At 33.0% G+C, this 17622-nt stretch carries 20 protein-coding genes and 2 pseudogenes; 15 read left to right on the top strand and 7 right to left on the bottom strand.

Features of this window, described 5'->3' with window-relative positions; genetic code table 11:
- The first annotated feature begins 202 nt into the window (after window positions 1-202).
- Complete coding sequence (locus KA893_RS11440; RefSeq protein ID WP_050437591.1) at window positions 203-1582, top strand: tetracycline efflux MFS transporter Tet(63); 1380 nt, start codon at window positions 203-205, stop codon at window positions 1580-1582.
- 475 nt (window positions 1583-2057) lie between these two features.
- Here KA893_RS11440 and KA893_RS11435 read toward each other — a convergent pair whose 3' ends face one another.
- From KA893_RS11435 to copB, 3 genes are read right to left on the bottom strand one after another with little or no spacing between them, the layout of a single operon-like run.
- Window positions 2058-2603, bottom strand: a complete 546-nt coding sequence (locus tag KA893_RS11435) for a YdhK family protein (protein WP_002510756.1) — start codon at window positions 2601-2603, stop codon at window positions 2058-2060.
- A 19-nt stretch (window positions 2604-2622) separates the two neighbouring features.
- Window positions 2623-4056 (bottom strand): multi-copper oxidase Mco, encoded by a 1434-nt coding sequence (gene mco / locus KA893_RS11430; protein ID WP_000277153.1) that lies wholly within the window; start codon window positions 4054-4056, stop codon window positions 2623-2625.
- 14 nt (window positions 4057-4070) lie between these two features.
- On the bottom strand, window positions 4071-6167 hold the full coding sequence (copB, locus tag KA893_RS11425; protein WP_180373869.1) for a copper-translocating P-type ATPase CopB: 2097 nt from the start codon (window positions 6165-6167) through the stop codon (window positions 4071-4073).
- A 318-nt stretch (window positions 6168-6485) separates the two neighbouring features.
- On the opposite strand from copB, the gene merR reads away from it, so the two are divergent.
- The 7 genes and pseudogenes from merR to KA893_RS14070 all read left to right on the top strand — a co-directional run.
- Window positions 6486-6884 carry an Hg(II)-responsive transcriptional regulator gene (merR, locus tag KA893_RS11420; RefSeq protein ID WP_002510754.1) on the top strand — a complete coding sequence of 133 codons (399 nt, stop codon included), beginning with the start codon at window positions 6486-6488 and terminating at the stop codon, window positions 6882-6884.
- Window positions 6885-6956: 72 nt separating this feature from the next.
- On the top strand, window positions 6957-7196 hold the full coding sequence (locus KA893_RS11415; RefSeq protein WP_245336559.1) for a hypothetical protein: 240 nt from the start codon (window positions 6957-6959) through the stop codon (window positions 7194-7196).
- 27 nt (window positions 7197-7223) lie between these two features.
- Window positions 7224-7676, top strand: coding sequence for a TlpA family protein disulfide reductase (locus tag KA893_RS11410; RefSeq protein WP_026034731.1), 453 nt, complete (start codon window positions 7224-7226; stop codon window positions 7674-7676).
- Window positions 7673-8353 (top strand): cytochrome c biogenesis CcdA family protein, encoded by a 681-nt coding sequence (locus KA893_RS11405; protein WP_021459891.1) that lies wholly within the window; start codon window positions 7673-7675, stop codon window positions 8351-8353. Before KA893_RS11410 ends, KA893_RS11405 begins: the two co-directional genes overlap by 4 nt.
- A 19-nt stretch (window positions 8354-8372) precedes the next feature.
- Window positions 8373-10016, top strand: coding sequence for a mercury(II) reductase (gene merA / locus KA893_RS11400; protein WP_204180474.1), 1644 nt, complete (start codon window positions 8373-8375; stop codon window positions 10014-10016).
- 125 nt (window positions 10017-10141) lie between these two features.
- Window positions 10142-11488 (top strand): dihydrolipoyl dehydrogenase family protein, encoded by a 1347-nt coding sequence (locus KA893_RS11395; protein ID WP_019467798.1) that lies wholly within the window; start codon window positions 10142-10144, stop codon window positions 11486-11488.
- Between the two features lie 324 nt (window positions 11489-11812).
- Window positions 11813-11947 (top strand): annotated as a pseudogene (locus KA893_RS14070) (YnfA family protein); the annotation flags it as partial.
- Window positions 11948-12003: 56 nt separating this feature from the next.
- On the opposite strand, the gene KA893_RS11385 reads toward KA893_RS14070, so the two are convergent.
- Window positions 12004-12678 carry an IS6 family transposase gene (locus KA893_RS11385; protein WP_058714718.1) on the bottom strand — a complete coding sequence of 225 codons (675 nt, stop codon included), beginning with the start codon at window positions 12676-12678 and terminating at the stop codon, window positions 12004-12006.
- A 141-nt stretch (window positions 12679-12819) separates the two neighbouring features.
- Between KA893_RS11385 and KA893_RS11380 the strand changes: the two genes are divergently transcribed.
- A complete protein-coding gene (locus tag KA893_RS11380) occupies window positions 12820-12972 on the top strand; it encodes a hypothetical protein (protein WP_158501055.1) in 153 nt (50 codons plus the stop codon).
- 73 nt (window positions 12973-13045) lie between these two features.
- On the opposite strand, the gene KA893_RS11375 is transcribed toward KA893_RS11380, so the two are convergent.
- The 3 genes from KA893_RS11375 to KA893_RS14065 all read right to left on the bottom strand — a co-directional run bounded on the left by KA893_RS11375 (window position 13046) and on the right by KA893_RS14065 (window position 13808).
- Entirely contained in the window at window positions 13046-13213 is a 168-nt protein-coding gene (locus KA893_RS11375) for a hypothetical protein (RefSeq protein ID WP_162837505.1), read from the bottom strand.
- A 30-nt stretch (window positions 13214-13243) separates the two neighbouring features.
- Window positions 13244-13474: an SHOCT domain-containing protein gene (locus KA893_RS11370; protein ID WP_031884148.1), complete on the bottom strand. Its 231-nt coding sequence runs from the start codon at window positions 13472-13474 to the stop codon at window positions 13244-13246.
- A gap of 133 nt (window positions 13475-13607) precedes the next feature.
- The gene (locus tag KA893_RS14065; RefSeq protein WP_073346352.1) at window positions 13608-13808 is read right to left on the bottom strand and encodes a hypothetical protein; all 201 of its coding nucleotides are present in this window, start codon (window positions 13806-13808) and stop codon (window positions 13608-13610) included.
- Window positions 13809-14296: 488 nt separating this feature from the next.
- Between KA893_RS14065 and KA893_RS11360 the strand changes: the two genes are divergently transcribed.
- The 6 genes and pseudogenes from KA893_RS11360 to KA893_RS14265 form a co-directional block, all read left to right on the top strand.
- Complete coding sequence (locus tag KA893_RS11360) at window positions 14297-14914, top strand: CadD family cadmium resistance transporter (protein ID WP_002467537.1); 618 nt, start codon at window positions 14297-14299, stop codon at window positions 14912-14914.
- 18 nt (window positions 14915-14932) lie between these two features.
- Window positions 14933-15280, top strand: a complete 348-nt coding sequence (locus KA893_RS11355) for an ArsR/SmtB family transcription factor (protein ID WP_002467551.1) — start codon at window positions 14933-14935, stop codon at window positions 15278-15280.
- Between the two features lie 165 nt (window positions 15281-15445).
- Entirely contained in the window at window positions 15446-15541 is a 96-nt protein-coding gene (locus tag KA893_RS11350; protein WP_011276848.1) for a type I toxin-antitoxin system Fst family toxin, read from the top strand.
- Between the two features lie 336 nt (window positions 15542-15877).
- Window positions 15878-16369, top strand: a pseudogene (thyA, locus tag KA893_RS11345) (thymidylate synthase); the annotation flags it as partial.
- Window positions 16370-16482: 113 nt separating this feature from the next.
- Window positions 16483-16911, top strand: a complete 429-nt coding sequence (locus KA893_RS11340) for an Rrf2 family transcriptional regulator (protein WP_031885498.1) — start codon at window positions 16483-16485, stop codon at window positions 16909-16911.
- Between the two features lie 198 nt (window positions 16912-17109).
- On the top strand, window positions 17110-17622 hold a 513-nt coding region (locus KA893_RS14265; protein WP_481906300.1), incomplete at its 3' end, for a DsbA family protein.

The following is a 17622-nucleotide window of genomic DNA, read 5'->3' as shown; positions in this document are numbered from 1 at the left end:
ATAGTTCATACAGAAGACTCCTTTTTGTTAAAATTATACTATAAATTCAACTTTGCAACAGAACCAAAAAATGATATATTAGAGTCATAATAATAGAGGAGGATTCATATGAAGTGCTTATATAAAAATTGGGGAATTTATTTGAGGTGAAAGAATAACTAACCCCTTAAACTTCAATCACCTCGAGCAAAAGAGGTAAAAGTTGAACTATATAAACAATAAAATTAAAAGCTTAAGTTATAATATTTTATTTTGGCTCTGTATTCTTTCATTTTTTAGCGTATTAAATGAAATGGTTTTAAACGTTTCACTTCCTGATATAGCTATTTCTTTTAATACTTCACCTGCTATTACTAATTGGGTTAATACTGCCTACATGCTAACTTTTTCAATTGGTACAGCAGTATACGGCAAATTATCTGATCAAGTAAGCATTAAAAAACTACTTATTTTAGGGATTATTTTAAGTTGCTTAGGCTCATTAATTGGATTTTTTGGTCATAAACATTTTTTAATTTTAATTTTAGGTAGGTTAATACAAGGAATAGGTTCTGCTGCGTTTCCTTCTCTTGTTATGGTTGTCGTATCACGTAATATAACTAAAGCAAAACAAGGGAAGGCATTTGGATTTATAGGATCAATTGTTGCATTGGGTGAAGGAATAGGGCCTTCAATAGGAGGCGTTGTAACTCATTATATTCATTGGTCATATTTACTTATAATACCTATTTTCACATTAATAACCATTCCTTTTCTTAATAAAATCATGGAACCTGGCGAATCTCAAAAAGGAGATTTAGATATATTAGGGATCCTTTTAATGTCTATAAGTATCATAAGTTTTATGTTATTTACAACAAGTTACAAATGGTTTTATTTAATAACCTTTGTTATTTTCTTTATCATTTTTATTAAACATATTGTAAAAGTTACCCATCCTTTTATTGACCCAGCTTTGCGGAAGAACCCATCATTTATTTTTGGATTGATTTCAGGAGCTCTTATATTTGCTACTGTAGCCGGATTTATCTCAATGGTTCCTTATATGATGAAAGCTCTTTACCATATAAACGCCGCGACAATTGGGAACAATGTTATTCTTCCTGGTACTATAAGTGTTATTATATTTGGATATATTGGTGGATACTTAGTAGATAAAAAAGGTGCTTTGTTTGTCTTTGTTATAGGTTCGCTATTTATATCTATTAGTTTTCTTGTTATTGCATTTTTTGTTGAATTAAATTTGTGGGTAACAACCATCTCTTTCATTTTTGTCATGGGAGGACTTTCATTTACAAAAACTGTTATATCAACGATAGTTTCTAGTAGCCTTTCTCATGAAGAAGTCGGTTCTGGTATGAGCTTATTAAATTTTACTAGTTTTTTATCAGAAGGCACAGGCATTATAATAATGGGCGGATTACTATCAACACAATTTTTAAATTATAATTTCCTTTCAGAATTCATTACTTTTTCCACCAACCTTTACAGTAATATCCTTATTGGTTGTACAATTATAATTGCACTTTGTTGTTTGTTAACATTTATATTATTTAATCGTACAGTAAAACAACACACTTAAACTCAAAATTATAAATATATTGTTATTACTGTCGTAGTAAATTTATAGGATATAAGGAAATAGCATAGCGTTATCTTTCTAACCATATAAAACACCTCATATTTATTTGTGAGGTGTTTTATTATGTGTATTGTTGATTTAGAGTACACCCTAATCATACAAAGTGAGTTGTTGAAATTAGCGCAACTGTGACTTTACCTGCTAATTTAGAATAACTTTTCTTGATAAATGATAAAGCTCAATACATTCACTATTCCATTTTTTATATTTTTCGACATTCCATTGATAAATTATAAAAGATCCCCTCATTTTCATTAAAATCATTTAATTTTTCTAAACAAATGGCCACTCTCATTATTGTGGATATGAGAGTGGCCATAAATTTTATTTGTTTACTTGTCTATTTAACAAAGGGGATTCTCATTGCATTTGTGAATAACTAACTAAATACTTTAAAGCTTTAAAATGATAGACATTAACGAGATTTTAGTTCGTCAGTTGTCATCCATTTATGATTTTTAACCATCTCATCGTTTTCTGTTGATTTATAATCCACCATATAAACGGTTGTTTTTTCTACATCATCAATTTGAGCTTCTGCACCTTTCATACCAGGCATATGGTCAGCTTCTAATTTAACTGTATCACCTTTCTTGAATCCATTTTCAGGGGCATCTGCAACTTCCTCATTAACGACCCATTTGTGATTATTAACTTTTTCATCACCATTTGTAGGTGTGTAACTCACGACATAAGCATACGTTTTATAAGCACCTTTCACAGTACCTTTGGCATTTTTCATACCAGGCATATGATCAGCTGTAATTGTTATTTTATCGTCCTTTTTATATTTACTGTCATCTGTACTTTTCATATTATCTGGGGCTTTACTTTCACTCTTATGATTCATATGTTTTTCTTGTTTTTGATCTTTAGAATTTTCTTCTTCTTCGTTACCAGTTGAACAAGCTGATAATACTAATCCTGAAGCTACTATAATTGAGCTCAATTTTTTCATCATATTGAATTCTCCTTATAAATTATTTTGTTACTTTTATTTGTCCCATCATTCCATTATCTTCATGCTCAAGTATGTGACAATGGAACATGTATGTCCCAGTATTTTTAAAAACCACTTCTATTTTGGCTTTTTGTCCAGGTTCCAGAGATATAACGTCTTTTTTGCCTCTCATATCTTCTGAAGGTTTCTTCCCATCCACTGATAAAACTTTAAATTGCGTTCCGTGGATATGGAACGGGTGCTTCATACCACCCATTTTATCTTTGACGTTTTCAATTTCCCAAGTTTCTTTACGGTTTACCTTTTGTGTGAAATCTATTCTGTTAGGATCGAATTTTTTGCCATTAATAGTAACATTATCGTCCATACCTTCTAATTTGATTTTTTTATCTACTTTTGGAGTAGTGTCTTTGTTAGTACTTTTTTCTTTGTTAATAATTGGTAAAATTACTGTTTCATCATTATCAACAAGATTGACTTTTTCTTCTTTCATTTTAGATAAATCTATTACTATTTCTTTTCTTGCTGAAGGAGCTAAATTAATTTCTTTTAACTTTTTAGTCTTTTCTAAATGGCCGCCTTCTGAAGCAATATATTCAAAACTTTGATTATTACTTAGCTTAAGATTTAAATCCCGAGCATTGGAGCCATTTAAAAGTCTCAAACGTATTTTTCCTTCTTTTGTTGTTAATTTAGGATCTACTTTCCCATTCACAAGGACTGTATCACCTTGAGTACCATCTTCATCTTTCGTTTTTGTATAATTTAATTTTTTAGATACAAATGTTTTATCTTGGATTATTATAGGCAAATCATTTTTCCCATAATTGCTAGGATAATTATTCTTTTTGTCATCCTCTATATATAATAACCCTGATAAACCATTATAAACTTGTTTAGCTGTATTTGGGGAGGGGTGGGGATGATACCATAATGTAGCAGCCTCTTGTTTAACCTCAAATTTTATTGTTTTTTCTTTTCCTGGTTTTATAACTTGAGAAGGGCCTCCATCCACTTTTCCATCTATTTCTAACCCATGCCAATGAAATGTTGTATTTTCATCTAAGTTGTTGACTAACTTAATTTTAACCTTATCTCCTTTTTTTAATTTTAAAGTTGGCCCAAGTAAATTTCCATTGTATCCTAAAGTGTTAGAGAAATTACCTTTGTAAAATTCTGTCTTTCCTTTCTGCGCTTTTAATGTATAACTTTTATAACCATTGTTATCTTTTTTAGGATCTAAAACTTTGGGAAATGTTATTTCATTTTTTCCTTGTGAAGAATTCAAATTTTTTCTTTCGTCATGACTTTTCATATCCATCATATCATTTCGCTTTTGATCATTTTCTTTCATGTCCATCATGTTGTGCTTACCTTCTGCAAAAGTATCATTAGGAACCATAAACATTATAGAAAATAACGTAATTAAAATTGTGAACATTTTTTTATACATTATATTTACCTCTTTTATTTTAATTTTAATGTAAATGCATTAATTGCTACGATGATCGTACTTAAAGACATAAGTATTGCACCCACAGCAGGTGATAATATTAAACCAATAGAAGCTAATATACCAGCTGCAAGAGGAACTGCAATCACGTTATATCCTGCGCCCCACCATAAATTTTGAACCATTTTTTTCATCGTATTTTTTGAAAGGGACAAAAAATTGATAATATCAGAAGGATTACTTTTAACGAGTATGACATCCCCCGATTCAATAGCTACATCTGTCCCTGCGCCAATTGCCATACCAATATCTGCTCTAATAAGGCTTGGCGCATCATTGATACCATCACCAACCATCATGATTTTGCTACCATTGCTTTGATAATCTTGGATAATACTTTCTTTATCTTCGGGCATCAATTGCGCGTGGACATCACTAATACCTAATTCTTCAGCCACTGTTTGTGCCACTTCTTTATTATCGCCTGTAAGCATGACTGGCGTAATGTTTCTCGATAATAAATCCGAAACCATTTGTTTTGAACTTTCTTTAATTTTATCGCCTTGTGCGATAATACCAATAACTTGTCGGTCATGAATTAGATAACTAATAGAATTCCCTTGTTGAGCGAGATTCGTAAATTGTTCTTTATTATAATCAAAATTGCTTTTATCGAGATAAGAAACATTCACTATTTTGAGTTTTTTATTATCAACTGTGCCTTCTAAGCCTATACCTGGAATATTATTAACTTCTTGAGGAGTAGCATATGAAATATTTTTGCCTTTAGCAAAATCAACAATACCAGTGGCAAGTGGATGATTAGAATTACTTTCTAATGAAGCAAATAGACTCAATATTTCTTCATTATTTAACTCGTCTGTAAAACTTTCATAGTGATTCACTGAAAAGTTACCTTCAGTTAGTGTCCCAGTTTTATCCATCATGATGTAATCAATGTGTTGTGCGATTTCTACAGATTCTCTGTTTTTAATGATTAAACCATTATGTGCGCCTATAGAGGTAGAACGTGCTGTAACTAAAGGTATTGCCAAGCCTAATGCATGTGGACAAGCAATGACTAATACGGTTACTAGCCGTTCAAGTGCGAAATCGACGTTGTTTTGAATAAGCATCCATACAATAAATGAAATCAGGCCAATACTTACTGCAAAGTAAAACAAATAACCTGCGACTTTATCAGAGAGGAGTTCAGCTTTTGACTTATCGTTTTGAGCTTGGTTAACAAGACCCATAACTTGAGATAGGTAGCCATTTTCACCCGTAGCAGTCACTTTAACTTGTACTGTACCTGAACCATTAATTGAACCTCCAATAACATCATCATTATGAGTTTTATGAACTTTTTTTGATTCGCCAGTAACTAATGATTCGTCAATTGATGTTTCTCCTTGAACAATGATTCCGTCTGTGGGTATACTTTCGCCTGCTCTGACTTCCACAATATCGTCAATATGAATATCTGATATTTTAACTTCTTCTCGTTGATTGTTATCAATCAGCTTCACTGCAGTATTAGGTAAAAGTTCTGCCATTTTCTTCAGTGCATTGCCTGCATTACCTACTGCGTTCATTTCAATCCAATGACCTAATAACATGATTAAAATTAAAGTCGCTAATTCCCAGAAAAAGTCCATTGTATGTGTGGATGAACCACTGAAGTTATTCATATAAAAGGCGTATAAACTATAAATATAAGCTACTGAAATACCTAGAGCAACAAGCGTCATCATTCCAGGTTTTTTAGTTGAAATTTCATCTTTAGCCCCTGATAAAAATGGCTTTCCTCCGTAAAAGAATAAAATTGTAGCAAGAATTAATACAATCCAATCTGACCCTGTAAATGAAATTTGAAACGGTAATTTAACTCCCATCATGGGCGATAAAATAATAATCGGTATCGCAAAAATCAAAGAAATAAAGAATTTACTTTTAAAATTTCCATGATGGTGATGTTCATGATTACCATGACTAGTGTGATTTTCATGTTCTTGATGACTATGATGCTCATGATTACCATGACTAGTGTGATTTTCATGTTCTTGATGACTATGATGCTCATGATTTTGGTGTTTTTTGTTATTCGACAAAATTAAACCTCCTAATTTTATATTTTTAAAGATAGTAATAAGACAATTTGAGTATAACATATACGGTATAGGGGTATATACCATTTGACTTTTTTATTTTGTAATGTACAGAAAATAACCATTTATGTCACTATTTAAAGGAATAACAAATACAATCAAATGGTCATTTGACTATAATGTTTGAGTAGATCACAATAATAACCAAGTGGAGTTGATAGGCTCCCTTAAAGTACAAGCAAGACACTTGAAGAAGAAAAATGTATTATACTTGACCGCGTACTATGGTACGCGGTTTATTATTATTTAGAGGTGAACTATGTGAGTTATCGTATTACTGCATTTGCAGAAAAATGTGGGGTAAATAAAGAGACGATTAGATATTACGAACAAAAAAATTTATTACAAGAACCTTCCCGAACGAAAGCTGGTTATCGGATATATTCAGATGATGATGTTAAGCGTGTATGGTTTATTAAACGGATGCAAGAGCTTGGTTTTTCTTTAAGTGAAATCCACAAGTTGCTTGGTGTTGTAGATAAGGATGATGTGCGGTGTTCGGATATATATGAGTTCGTTTCTCAAAAAGTTGATGAAGTACAACAACAAATTAGAGATTTAATGCGTGTTGAGAATATGTTGAATGATTTAAAAGAATGTTGTCCGAATGAAGAATATTTATATTCTTGCCCTATTATTGAGAAAATGTTTGAGGGTTAAAATCAACTTTTTAGCAGGTGATGTAAATTGACTGTACAAAAGCGAAAAAATGTAAAGGATAATGATAAATTATTGTTTTTAGGAATACCAGCATTGTTGGTTCTATGTTGCGCTTTACCAATCCTTTTAATTGCAATTGGATTGAGTTCTATGGGTGCTTTCTTAATAGGAAAACAAGTTTGGATATTTGGTGCTGTTTTGTTAATTGTCGGACTGATTATGTTGGTAAAAAGAAGAGGTAGTCGTAATACATGTCAGTCGGATTGTTGCCATTCTAAATTCAGTGAAACAGAAGAAAAAGGGGGGGAGTGATTTGAAATCAATATTGTTCTTTAAAAGATTTTATTATCAGCTCTCATTATTGTAAGCCTCTCAGCATGTGGAATATCCAATGGAACCAACACGATAAACAATGAAAAAACACAACCAATAAGTTCCGAGAAGCCAACACTCATTTATTTCATGGCATCTTGGTGTCCGACTTGTGTAGCAGGGGAAAAGGTATTTAAACAGATTCATAATAAATATGGGAACAATGTTCAACTTATAACTGTTGATATGGATCCCCTACAAGATACAGAACAAGATTTAAAGGATTTCCAACGTCAATATGGTGGAGAATGGACACATTTAATCGATAAAGAATATGAACTCACTAAAAAGTATAAAGTAAAACAATTGGAAGAAGTTTTTTTAATAGATAGCAATCAAGAAGTTATATATCACGCGGTTAACCCTTCCTTCGATGATTTACAAAAGGAACTAACACGTATTGGAGTGAGTAGTTCATGACGTTTCCCTTTATATTTATTTTTTCAGCAGGAATAGTTGCTGCGTTTAATCCTTGCGGGATTGTTATGTTGCCTTCATATATTAGTTATTTAATTGGTGAAGGAGAGGTTGAAACAAGGCGTTCCTTAATAAGGACAATCTCAAAGGGGCTATGGTTAGGATTGTCTATGACGTTGGGATTTCTAACTATTTTTGTGATAGCCGGTTTTCTATTATCGTTATTAGGTAGAGCTTTAATCAATGTTTTTCCAATTTGGTCATTTCTAATGGGCGTACTTATCTTTCTTTTGGGACTAGGGATGTTGCTTGGAAAAAAAGTTTCTCTACCTTTAAGAGTTAATATTAAACAGGGTAAACGATCAGTTTATTTCTATGGTATTGCTTATGGAATCACATCATTAAGTTGTACGTTGCCAGCCTTTTTATTTGTACTCACTGAATCTATGCAAGATAATTCGTTATTGATGGTTATACTTAAATTTATTGTGTACTCAATCGGTATGGGTGTTGTCGTTACTTCCATAACCATTGTTTCTTTGATTTCAAAAAGATATGTCCAACAATTACTTTCTAAAAATATGGCAATGATCCAATTTATTTCCTCCATTGTTATTTTAATTTCAGGAATTTATATTTCTTATTATTGGGGGATTGGTCCGGGTGGCATATTTCGATAATTAAAAGGAGTGTTAAAAAATGACTAAGAAAATCAGTATGAAAGTTAGTGGCATGACTTGTATGGGTTGTGAAGAACATGTAGCAGTTGCACTTGAAAATATTGGTGCCAAGAATGTAGAAGCTAGTTTTCGTCACGGTGAAGTATTATTTGAATTACCCGATGATATTGGGATTGAAAGTGCAAAAAAGGCTATTGATGAGGCGAAATATCAACCTGGAGAAATAGAAGAAATATCATCACAAGAAAATGTGGTGTTAGGTAATGAAGGCGATTATGACTTACTTATCATTGGTTCCGGTGGTTCGGCTTTTTCAGCTGCGATCAAAGCGATTGAATACGGGGCAAAAGTAGCCATGATTGAGCGTGGAACCGTTGGCGGAACATGTGTAAACATTGGCTGTGTTCCATCAAAAACACTTCTTAGGGCTGGAGAAATTAATCATTTAGCAAAAGTAAATCCATTTACGGGATTACAAACATCTGCTGGAGAAGTGGAATTAGCACCCTTAATCAAGCAAAAAGATGAATTAGTGAGTGAGCTTCGCAATCAAAAATATGTGGATCTAATTGATGAATATGGAATTGACTTAATTGTAGGTGAAGCAAAATTTACTGATGAACAGACGGTTGAAGTCAATGGGGAGAAACTTTCCGCAAAACGCTTTTTAATTGCAACGGGTGCATCTCCTTCTCTCCCGCCGATTTCAGGACTTGAAGAAGTGGAGTATTTAACAAGTACAACGCTCCTTGAAATAAAAAAGGTACCTAAACGATTAACGGTGATCGGTTCAGGATATATCGGAATGGAGCTTGGCCAATTGTTTCATAACTTAGGTTCAGAAGTAACGCTTATGCAAAGAAGTGAGCGACTGTTAAAAGAGTATGACCCAGAGATTTCTGAAGTAGTAGAAAAAGCTTTAATTGAACAAGGAATAAACCTTGTAAAAGGGGCATCTTTTGAGCGTGTAGAACAATCTGGAGAGATAAAGAAGGTTCATGTTACAGTAGATGGCAAGAAAAAAGTGATTGAATCAGAGCAGCTGCTTGTTGCAACAGGAAGAAAACCAAATACGGATACGTTGAATTTAAATGCAGCTGGGGTTAAAGTCGGAAAACGAAAAGAAATACTGATAAATGATTATGCTAGAACAAGTAATGAAAAGATTTATGCGGCAGGAGATGTTACATTAGGGCCTCAATTTGTCTATCTAGCAGCATATGAAGGTGGAATTGTTGCCGATAATGCAATCGGTGGATTAAATAAAAAACTAGATTTATCAGTGGTTCCCGGCGTGACATTTACAAATCCAGGGGTAGCAACAGTAGGCTTAACAGAAGAACAAGCAAAAGAAAAAGGCTATGAGGTCAAAACCTCCGTATTGCCTTTAGATGCTGTTCCAAGAGCGATAGTAAATCATGAAACAACAGGTGTTTTTAAGCTTATTGCTGATTCGAAAACATTGAAAATGTTAGGGGTTCATGTTGTATCTGAAAATGCAGGTGAAGTGATTTATGCAGCGACTTTAGCCGTTAAGTTTGGTTTAACCGTAGATGATTTAAAAGAAATCCTTGCACCATATTTAACAATGGCAGAAGGATTGAAATTAGCTGCCCTGACGTTTGATAAAAATGTTTCAAAATTATCTTGTTGTGCGGGATAACAACACAATGAATCCACCGTTTGGTTAAGACGGTGGATTCTTTCAACCTTGGACAAGGTACGCGGTTTCATTAGATAGAAATAAGGCAAACGTATTATAGAGTCAATTCTGCGAGGAGGTTAATGATGATAAAGAAATACGATCTTATTGTGATTGGTACAGGTTCTGCGGGTTCAATCACAGCAGCAAAATGTAATAAAGCCGGCTGGAATGTAGCTATGGTAGATGACAGGCCGTTTGGAGGCACGTGTGCACTACGTGGATGTGACCCAAAAAAGGTTCTACATGGTGCTGCCGAGCTTATTGATTGGAACAAACGGATGGTTAAGAATGGAGTACCGTCTGAAGTCTCCATCAACTGGAAAGATCTTATGAATTTTAAAAGAACCTTTACAGATGATGTCCCGGAAAAAAAAGAGGAAGCATTGAATAAACAGGGAATCGATACGTATCATGGCAATGCATCTTTCGTGAGTGAGGACAAACTTGAAGTGAATAAAGAAGTGCTCGAGGGGAGTCATTTCTTGATCGCTAGTGGTGCGAAACCTACCCCTTTACCCATAGAAGGAGAAGAACATCTTACTTATAGTGATGAGTTTTTGGAGTTGGATGAATTACCACAAAGAATCGTCTTTGTTGGTGGTGGGTATATTTCGTTTGAATTTGCTCATATCGCGGCACGTGCTGGATCAGAAGTTCATATTATCCATCGAGGTCAAAGACCTTTGGAGAATTTTGATATAGATCTTGTAGATATCCTTTTAGAAAAGTCGAAAGAGATTGGCATACAGGTACATCTTCAACATTCCGTTGAATCCATTGAAAAAGAACAAGGAAAGTTTCATGTGTACGCTCGAAAAAAAGAGGATATAACGCGGTTTGAAGCAGACATTGTTATTCATGGTGCTGGACGGGTCCCTGCCTTAGATATGAATCTTGAAAAAGGGAATATAGAAAGGAAAAAACATGGTGTCCATGTTAATGAGTATTTGCAAAGTGTAAGTAACCCGAATGTCTATGCAGCTGGAGATGCTGCAGCAACGGATGGCTTGCCCCTCACACCTGTAGCCAGTGCAGATTCTCATGTCGTAGCATCTAATTTATTGAAAGGGAACAGCAAAAAAATTGAATATCCCGTGATTCCATCTGCTGTATTTACCGTACCTAAAATGGCATCGGTAGGTATGAGCGAGGAGGAAGCCAAAAACTCTGGCCGGAATATTAAAGTAAAGCAGAAAAACATCTCCGACTGGTTTACGTATAAACGGACAAATGAGGACTTTGCTGCGTTTAAAGTGCTGATTGACGAAGATCATGATCAAATTGTTGGTGCTCATTTGATTAGTAATGAAGCCGATGAACTGATTAATCATTTTGCAACAGCCATTCGTTTTGGGATTTCAACCAAAGAATTGAAACAAATGATATTTGCCTATCCAACAGTAGCTTCAGACATTGCACACATGTTGTAATTTTTATCATATGTTTTTCCAGCATGATTTTTCCATTATCTCTTGTACACGCTTATTCAGAAAAGGGCGATTGTTGAAAATCAAAAGCTTAATTTCTCACTAAAAATACGGAGGGATTAAGCTTTTTTATCTTTCAAAATCCTTAACGTCCGTATTTTTCCGACGGTACCTCGACTATTAAGTATTTGATTTGCATATATAAAATCCTCGTTCAATACTATCCCTCCAAACTGTTGTTAATCACTCTATGCTTGAAATAATTATCATAGTTCAAAAAGGATACGTTATAATTGCTATATTGATTAAATGTTCAAGGGGTGCTTTATGATTTATACAATTGTAGTATTCATTGTTGCAGGATTAGCTGAAATTGGTGGTGGTTATCTAATTTGGTTATGTCTCAGAGAAGGGAAGCCACTTTATTTGGGGATCTTTGGGGGAATAGCCATAGTTTGGTTCTGTTGCAAAGTCAGAAAAAATATAACTAATTATCATTTTAACATGGTAGTATTCCCTTAACTGGCCAACATGTGATTAATTTCGTAGCACGGCGAAAATCCGTAGATCTGAAGAGACCTACGGTTCTTTTTATATAGACCATAAATACATTCAATACCTTTGAGTGTATTCTTTGCCGTATTGACGCTTTGATATCTCGTCTTTCTCACTTTAATATGACGGTGATCCTGCTCAATGAGGTTATTAAGATATTTAGATGTACAATGACAGTCAGGTTTAAGTTTAAAAGCTTTAATTACTTTAGCCATTGCTACCTTCGTTGAAGGTGCCTGATCTGTAATTACCTTTTGAGGTTTACCAAATTGTTTAATGAGACGTTTGATAAACGCATATGCTGAATGATTATCTCGTTGCTTACGCAACCAAATATCTAATGTATGTCCCTCTGCATCAATGGCACGATATAAATAGCTCCATTTTCCTTTTATTTTGATGTACGTCTCATCAATACGCCATTTGTAATAAGCTTTTTTATGCTTTTTCTTCCAAATTTGATATAAAATTGGGGCATATTCTTGAACCCAACGGTAGACCGTTGAATGATGAACGTTTACACCACGTTCCCTTAATATTTCAGATATATCACGATAACTCAATGCATATCTTAGATAGTAGCCAACGGCTACAGTGATAACATCTTTATTAAATTGCTTATATCTAAAATAATTCATAGAGAACGCTCCTTTTTTGTTAAAATTATACTATAAAATTAACTTTGCAACAGAACCGTTAGTTTTATACTCTATCCTTTTTGTGTTTTGTTTTTTAAGTTTGTCATAACAGTTGTTTTAATATGTTACCCTTATTACTACATGGGACGTTCTGAAATGAACATGCCCGAAATGAATATGGAGCAAATGCAGCAGATGCAACAAATGATGATGGAACATATGGAAACAACAAAACAAATTAAACAAAAACTAGGCTACTTATCCCCTGTAAAATACAGAGAATTAGCAGCCTAGAACATAGTGTTTTTATTAAGTTCCCATTTTAAGGGTTCAGTGCCTTGTAGTTATTGTGTTTTTATATACTTTACTACTTATTTTCTTTGTTATCATCAAAGGACTGCATGAAGTTCGTGCATGCATTTATCATATTATCCATTCTCTGGTCATAATCAGAACCTTGGGTAAAACCAGTTTGTCCAATGACGATTAAACCAGCTAGTACAAACGACAGCACTAAAGGTAACTTCTTTTTCATCGCTTATTTCCCCTTTCATTCAAAGTATCCCTAATCTTTTTTTAACACTTTCTTTAATTTTTCATATTCATCTTCATTAATTTCCCCTTTGGCCAGCCTTTCCTTTAAAATTTGTAAAGAATCATCTGATCTTACACCTTTTGGTTTTTCTGAAGCTTTTGCAATTAATATATATACACCATAAAATAACAAGCCAAGAATGATAATCCAAAAAATCATGCCAATGAACCCCATTCCGCCCATCATATTTCCTATACCCATACAATTTGTCAGTCCTTTCCTTCTTTCTTGTTTTACAATTATACCATATGGGGTATTAGTATCCCAAAAAAGTGTTTTTAATATTAGTAGCAGAAGGCAATTCATTGTACCGCAAAATGGCCCGATTATTGAACTATTTTTTAATAAAATAATTCCTACGTTCCCAATTCCAGAAAGCAATAATACTAAAAGCTTCCTCATCTGCTTTTTCCTCATCATCTGTCATATAATCTGTATCTTTTATTGGATATTTTGCCGTTTCATCAACGGGAGATTGAATATCTGACTTATGCTTATTTTTTGGTTTCACAATTTTTGAGCGTAATATTTTCATGGGAACGCTCCAAATCAATATCTTTATTTGGCTCATATTTGCGTTTTAAGAGCTTATGTATGTTTTTAGGTTAAAAACTATATGATTTATACCTAATTCTTTAAAATACCCCCTTAAAATTCAAAATAAGAACATTTGAATTTAAACAAACCTCCTGCCATCTCAGCAAGGGGCACTTGAAAACCGTTTGGAAATCATCAAGGGACGGGTAGTATTTTTTGAAAAAGCCACTCAAAAAATCTCCACTCAAGGCACGCATAAAATATCAGCGAATATACCAAAGGAGTGAACATATTGATTCCATATTATCTTTGGTTTAAAGAAAACATTTAAAATTCATGATTATATGCCAACCATTCGACTATTTTTTGAGTTTGTTAAAAGTTCCGAGGCTCAACGTCAATAAAGCAATTGGAATAAAGCACCTATGATTATTAAAAAAAATAAGTTATAATATATTCAAAAATATTTTTGAATGAGGTGTAATTATGATTCAGACTATTGTAACTGCTGCTATTCTTTATATTGTGACAGCATTAGACTTATTAGTGATTTTATTAATGTTCTTTGCTAGAGCAAAGACTAGGAAAGAATATCGAGATATTTATATTGGTCAATATGTAGGATCTGTGGCATTGATTGTCATAAGTTTATTCTTTGCCTTTGTCTTAAATTATGTTCCTGAAAAATGGATATTAGGATTATTAGGGTTAATACCGATTTATTTAGGAATTAAAGTGGCTATTTATGGTGATAGTGACGGAGAAGAGAGAGCTAAAAAAGAATTGAATGAAAAAGGATTGTCTAAACTAGTTGGTACGATTGCAATTATTACGATAGCAAGTTGTGGCGCTGATAATATTGGTGTATTTGTTCCCTATTTTGTGACATTAAGTGTTACTAATTTATTAATTACTTTGTTTGTCTTTTTAATTTTAATTTTCTTCTTGGTATTTACTGCACAAAAATTAGCTAATATTCCAGGAGTTGGAGAAATTGTTGAGAAATTTGGTCGTTGGATTATGGCTGTTATTTATATAGCTTTAGGTTTATTTATCATTATAGAAAATGACACTATTCAAACAATTTTAGGATTTATATTTTAATTTAGGGTGTGATTTTATATGAGCTATAAAAATGCTTGTGATGTGATCTGTGTACATGAGGATAAAGTTAACAATGCCTTAAGTTTTTTAGAAGATGATAAATCTAAGAAATTACTTAACATTTTAGAAAAGATTTGTGATGAGAAGAAATTGAAAATTATATTATCTTTGATTAAAGAAGATGAGTTGTGTGTTTGTGATATTTCTTTGATATTGAAAATGAGTGTTGCTTCAACTTCACATCATTTAAGACTTTTATATAAAAATGATGTGCTTGATTTTTATAAAAAGGGAAAGATGGCATATTATTTTATTAAAGACGATGAAATAAGAGAGTTTTTCTCTAAAAATCAGGAGGGTTTTTGAAACGAGTGAAACGAGTTTCTTCTTGTCTTGATACTATAAAATAAGCAAAGATATAACATAAAATGACTTATCGGAAGTACATATGCTTCAAAAGATACAGATGGTATAATAATGGAGTCGCCTATCTCTCAGGCGTCAATTTGACGTAGGGAGGAGGTATTATTCATGTTGGAAATCCTTGTTCACATCACGACCACAGTCATCAGTGGTTGTATTATTGCGTTATTTACGCATTGGCTGCGTAATCGCAAAGACAAATAGGCGACAATAGCCACACCTACAAAAATCCCCTCACTATTTGCGGTAGTGAGGGGATTGGTGTATCCATGCTGGATTCCTTGTTAAGTGCATTATAACACCATAGTAGATAGGAATGCAAAACTAAAATTTTATATGATTGTATTTTATACATGTTAAATATTTAATAATTCATGTAATACAATGTTCCAACGTTTAAGTACTTGTTTAGGTTCGTGCATTTCAACTGTTATACCTGAAGTAATATCAGCATATTTTGCAATATCTTGTCTTATCGATTTTATAGTTGCTTCGAACCTTGTACGTTCATAAACTTCATTATTAGGTGAAGGTAAAAAATTAAATCAAGTTGAGTACATTTTACACCAATTAAATCAAAATCCAGCATCACGTAGAATTATGACAAGTTTATGGGATGTAGATGATTTAGATGAAATGTCATTAGAACCGTGTGTTTGGGCTACAAATTGGAAAGTGAGTTACGGTGCTTTAAATTTACATGTGAAACAACGTTCGGCAGATATGGCTCTAGGTCATCCATTTAATGTATTTCAATATGCGGTTTTACACAGGTTAATAGCAGACCAATGTGGTTATGAGTTAGGAAATTTGTATTGGTGTATAGATGATGCCCATGTATATCTTAAACATATAGATACATTAAAGAAGCAACTATCCAATCCTATTAATCAATCTAAACCAACAATAAGTCTACCTAGTAAATATGATGAGAAGGGTAATCTTAAATCTTTTTTTGAACGTAGACTATCTGAAGTACAGTTGAATAATTATAAACATAATGGAATTTTTAAATATGATATAGCGGAATGATAATGAAAGTAAGGGATTTTATAAAGCTATCACATTCATTTTTATAAATAAGATAAAAAAGATTTGACAATATTCCTCATTGTAACTAAAATAGTTACAATGAGGTGCTTGATTTGAAAATAAGTAGTCGTTTTACGGTCGCTGTTCATATATTGGCTTTAATAAAAATCGAAAAAAATTATGCTTTAACATCGAATCAAATTGCAGAAAGTGTGAATACTAATCCTGTTGTTATTCGAAGATTAATGGGGAAACTTAAAAAAGTTGGTTTTATTGAAACTTCACATGGCAATTCAGGAGTTAAACTTTTAAAATCATTAGACGAGATTACATTATTTGATGTTTATAAAGCTGTAGAAGTTGTTGAACAAGGCCGTTTATTCCAAATACATGAAGATACCAATATCGACTGTACAGTTGGTGCAAACATACAAATTCTATTGGAAGTTATTTTGAAAAACGCACAGGATGCTATGGAGACAGTATTAAAAAGTGTAACATTAGAAAATATAGTAAATAAAATTCTAGTAAACAACGGATAAATATATCCGTCTCCCCTTGTTTGTAACTGTAACTATTACAAGTACGAGCGTGTTGTTTACTTACATTTGATGAAACTGTATTAACCATCTTAATAAACATTATTGGAAGGAGAAATTATTTTGTCACTAAAAGTAAGCGTTTATTCTGATTATGTTTGTCCTTTTTGTTTTATAGGCAAGGATTAACTTGAAAAAGCAATAAAAGAAACAGATGCTGATATATCTATAGAATGGCAAACATTTGAGCTAAGACCCAAACCATTAGAGCAATTAGATCCTGTTAATGACTCATCCAAACTATCACTCTGGCAGCAAGTGATATATCCAAGAATAACTGAATGGGGAGTAGATATGAAATTACCAAATGTGTCTCCCCATCCTTATACAGATTTAGCGCACGAGGGCTTCTATTTTGCGAAAGAACATGGAAAAGCAAATGAATATAACAATCGTGTTTATGAAGCATTTTTCCAAGAAGATAAAAATATTAGAGAAATTGAAGTACTTACTGAACTTGCTAAAGATGTTAGTATATGGCACGTTCTTGTGGGAGCTTTTAGTGGCTTTTGGATTGCTATGTTAATGGCTGGGGCCGTAACAGTAAGAATGAAATCAGGTGAACGTATTAAAGATGTTTATTTACCACTAATGATAGGCTTTTTAGCGCTATTAGTCTTTTTATTAAATATACGGTTCTGTTGCAAAGTTGAA

It is taken from the genome of Staphylococcus sp. GDY8P126P (genome assembly GCF_017891965.1).
GTDB lineage: Bacteria > Bacillota > Bacilli > Staphylococcales > Staphylococcaceae > Staphylococcus > Staphylococcus saprophyticus.
This window is presented reverse-complemented; position numbering and strand designations above follow the sequence as displayed.

Bases quoted from the DNA above. Each gene is read 5' to 3' on its own strand.
- KA893_RS11435 (WP_002510756.1), bottom strand. From the start codon at position 2,603: ATGATGAAAAAATTGAGCTCAATTATAGTAGCTTCAGGATTAGTATTA.
- mco (WP_000277153.1), bottom strand. From the start codon at position 4,056: ATGTATAAAAAAATGTTCACAATTTTAATTACGTTATTTTCTATAATG.
- KA893_RS11405 (WP_021459891.1), top strand. From the start codon at position 7,673: ATGACGTTTCCCTTTATATTTATTTTTTCAGCAGGAATAGTTGCTGCG.
- merA (WP_204180474.1), top strand. From the start codon at position 8,373: ATGACTAAGAAAATCAGTATGAAAGTTAGTGGCATGACTTGTATGGGT.
- KA893_RS11395 (WP_019467798.1), top strand. From the start codon at position 10,142: ATGATAAAGAAATACGATCTTATTGTGATTGGTACAGGTTCTGCGGGT.
- KA893_RS11385 (WP_058714718.1), bottom strand. From the start codon at position 12,678: ATGAATTATTTTAGATATAAGCAATTTAATAAAGATGTTATCACTGTA.
- KA893_RS11380 (WP_158501055.1), top strand. From the start codon at position 12,820: ATGGGACGTTCTGAAATGAACATGCCCGAAATGAATATGGAGCAAATG.
- KA893_RS11375 (WP_162837505.1), bottom strand. From the start codon at position 13,213: ATGAAAAAGAAGTTACCTTTAGTGCTGTCGTTTGTACTAGCTGGTTTA.
- KA893_RS11370 (WP_031884148.1), bottom strand. From the start codon at position 13,474: ATGGGTATAGGAAATATGATGGGCGGAATGGGGTTCATTGGCATGATT.
- KA893_RS14065 (WP_073346352.1), bottom strand. From the start codon at position 13,808: ATGAAAATATTACGCTCAAAAATTGTGAAACCAAAAAATAAGCATAAG.
- KA893_RS11360 (WP_002467537.1), top strand. From the start codon at position 14,297: ATGATTCAGACTATTGTAACTGCTGCTATTCTTTATATTGTGACAGCA.
- KA893_RS11355 (WP_002467551.1), top strand. From the start codon at position 14,933: ATGAGCTATAAAAATGCTTGTGATGTGATCTGTGTACATGAGGATAAA.
- KA893_RS11350 (WP_011276848.1), top strand. From the start codon at position 15,446: ATGTTGGAAATCCTTGTTCACATCACGACCACAGTCATCAGTGGTTGT.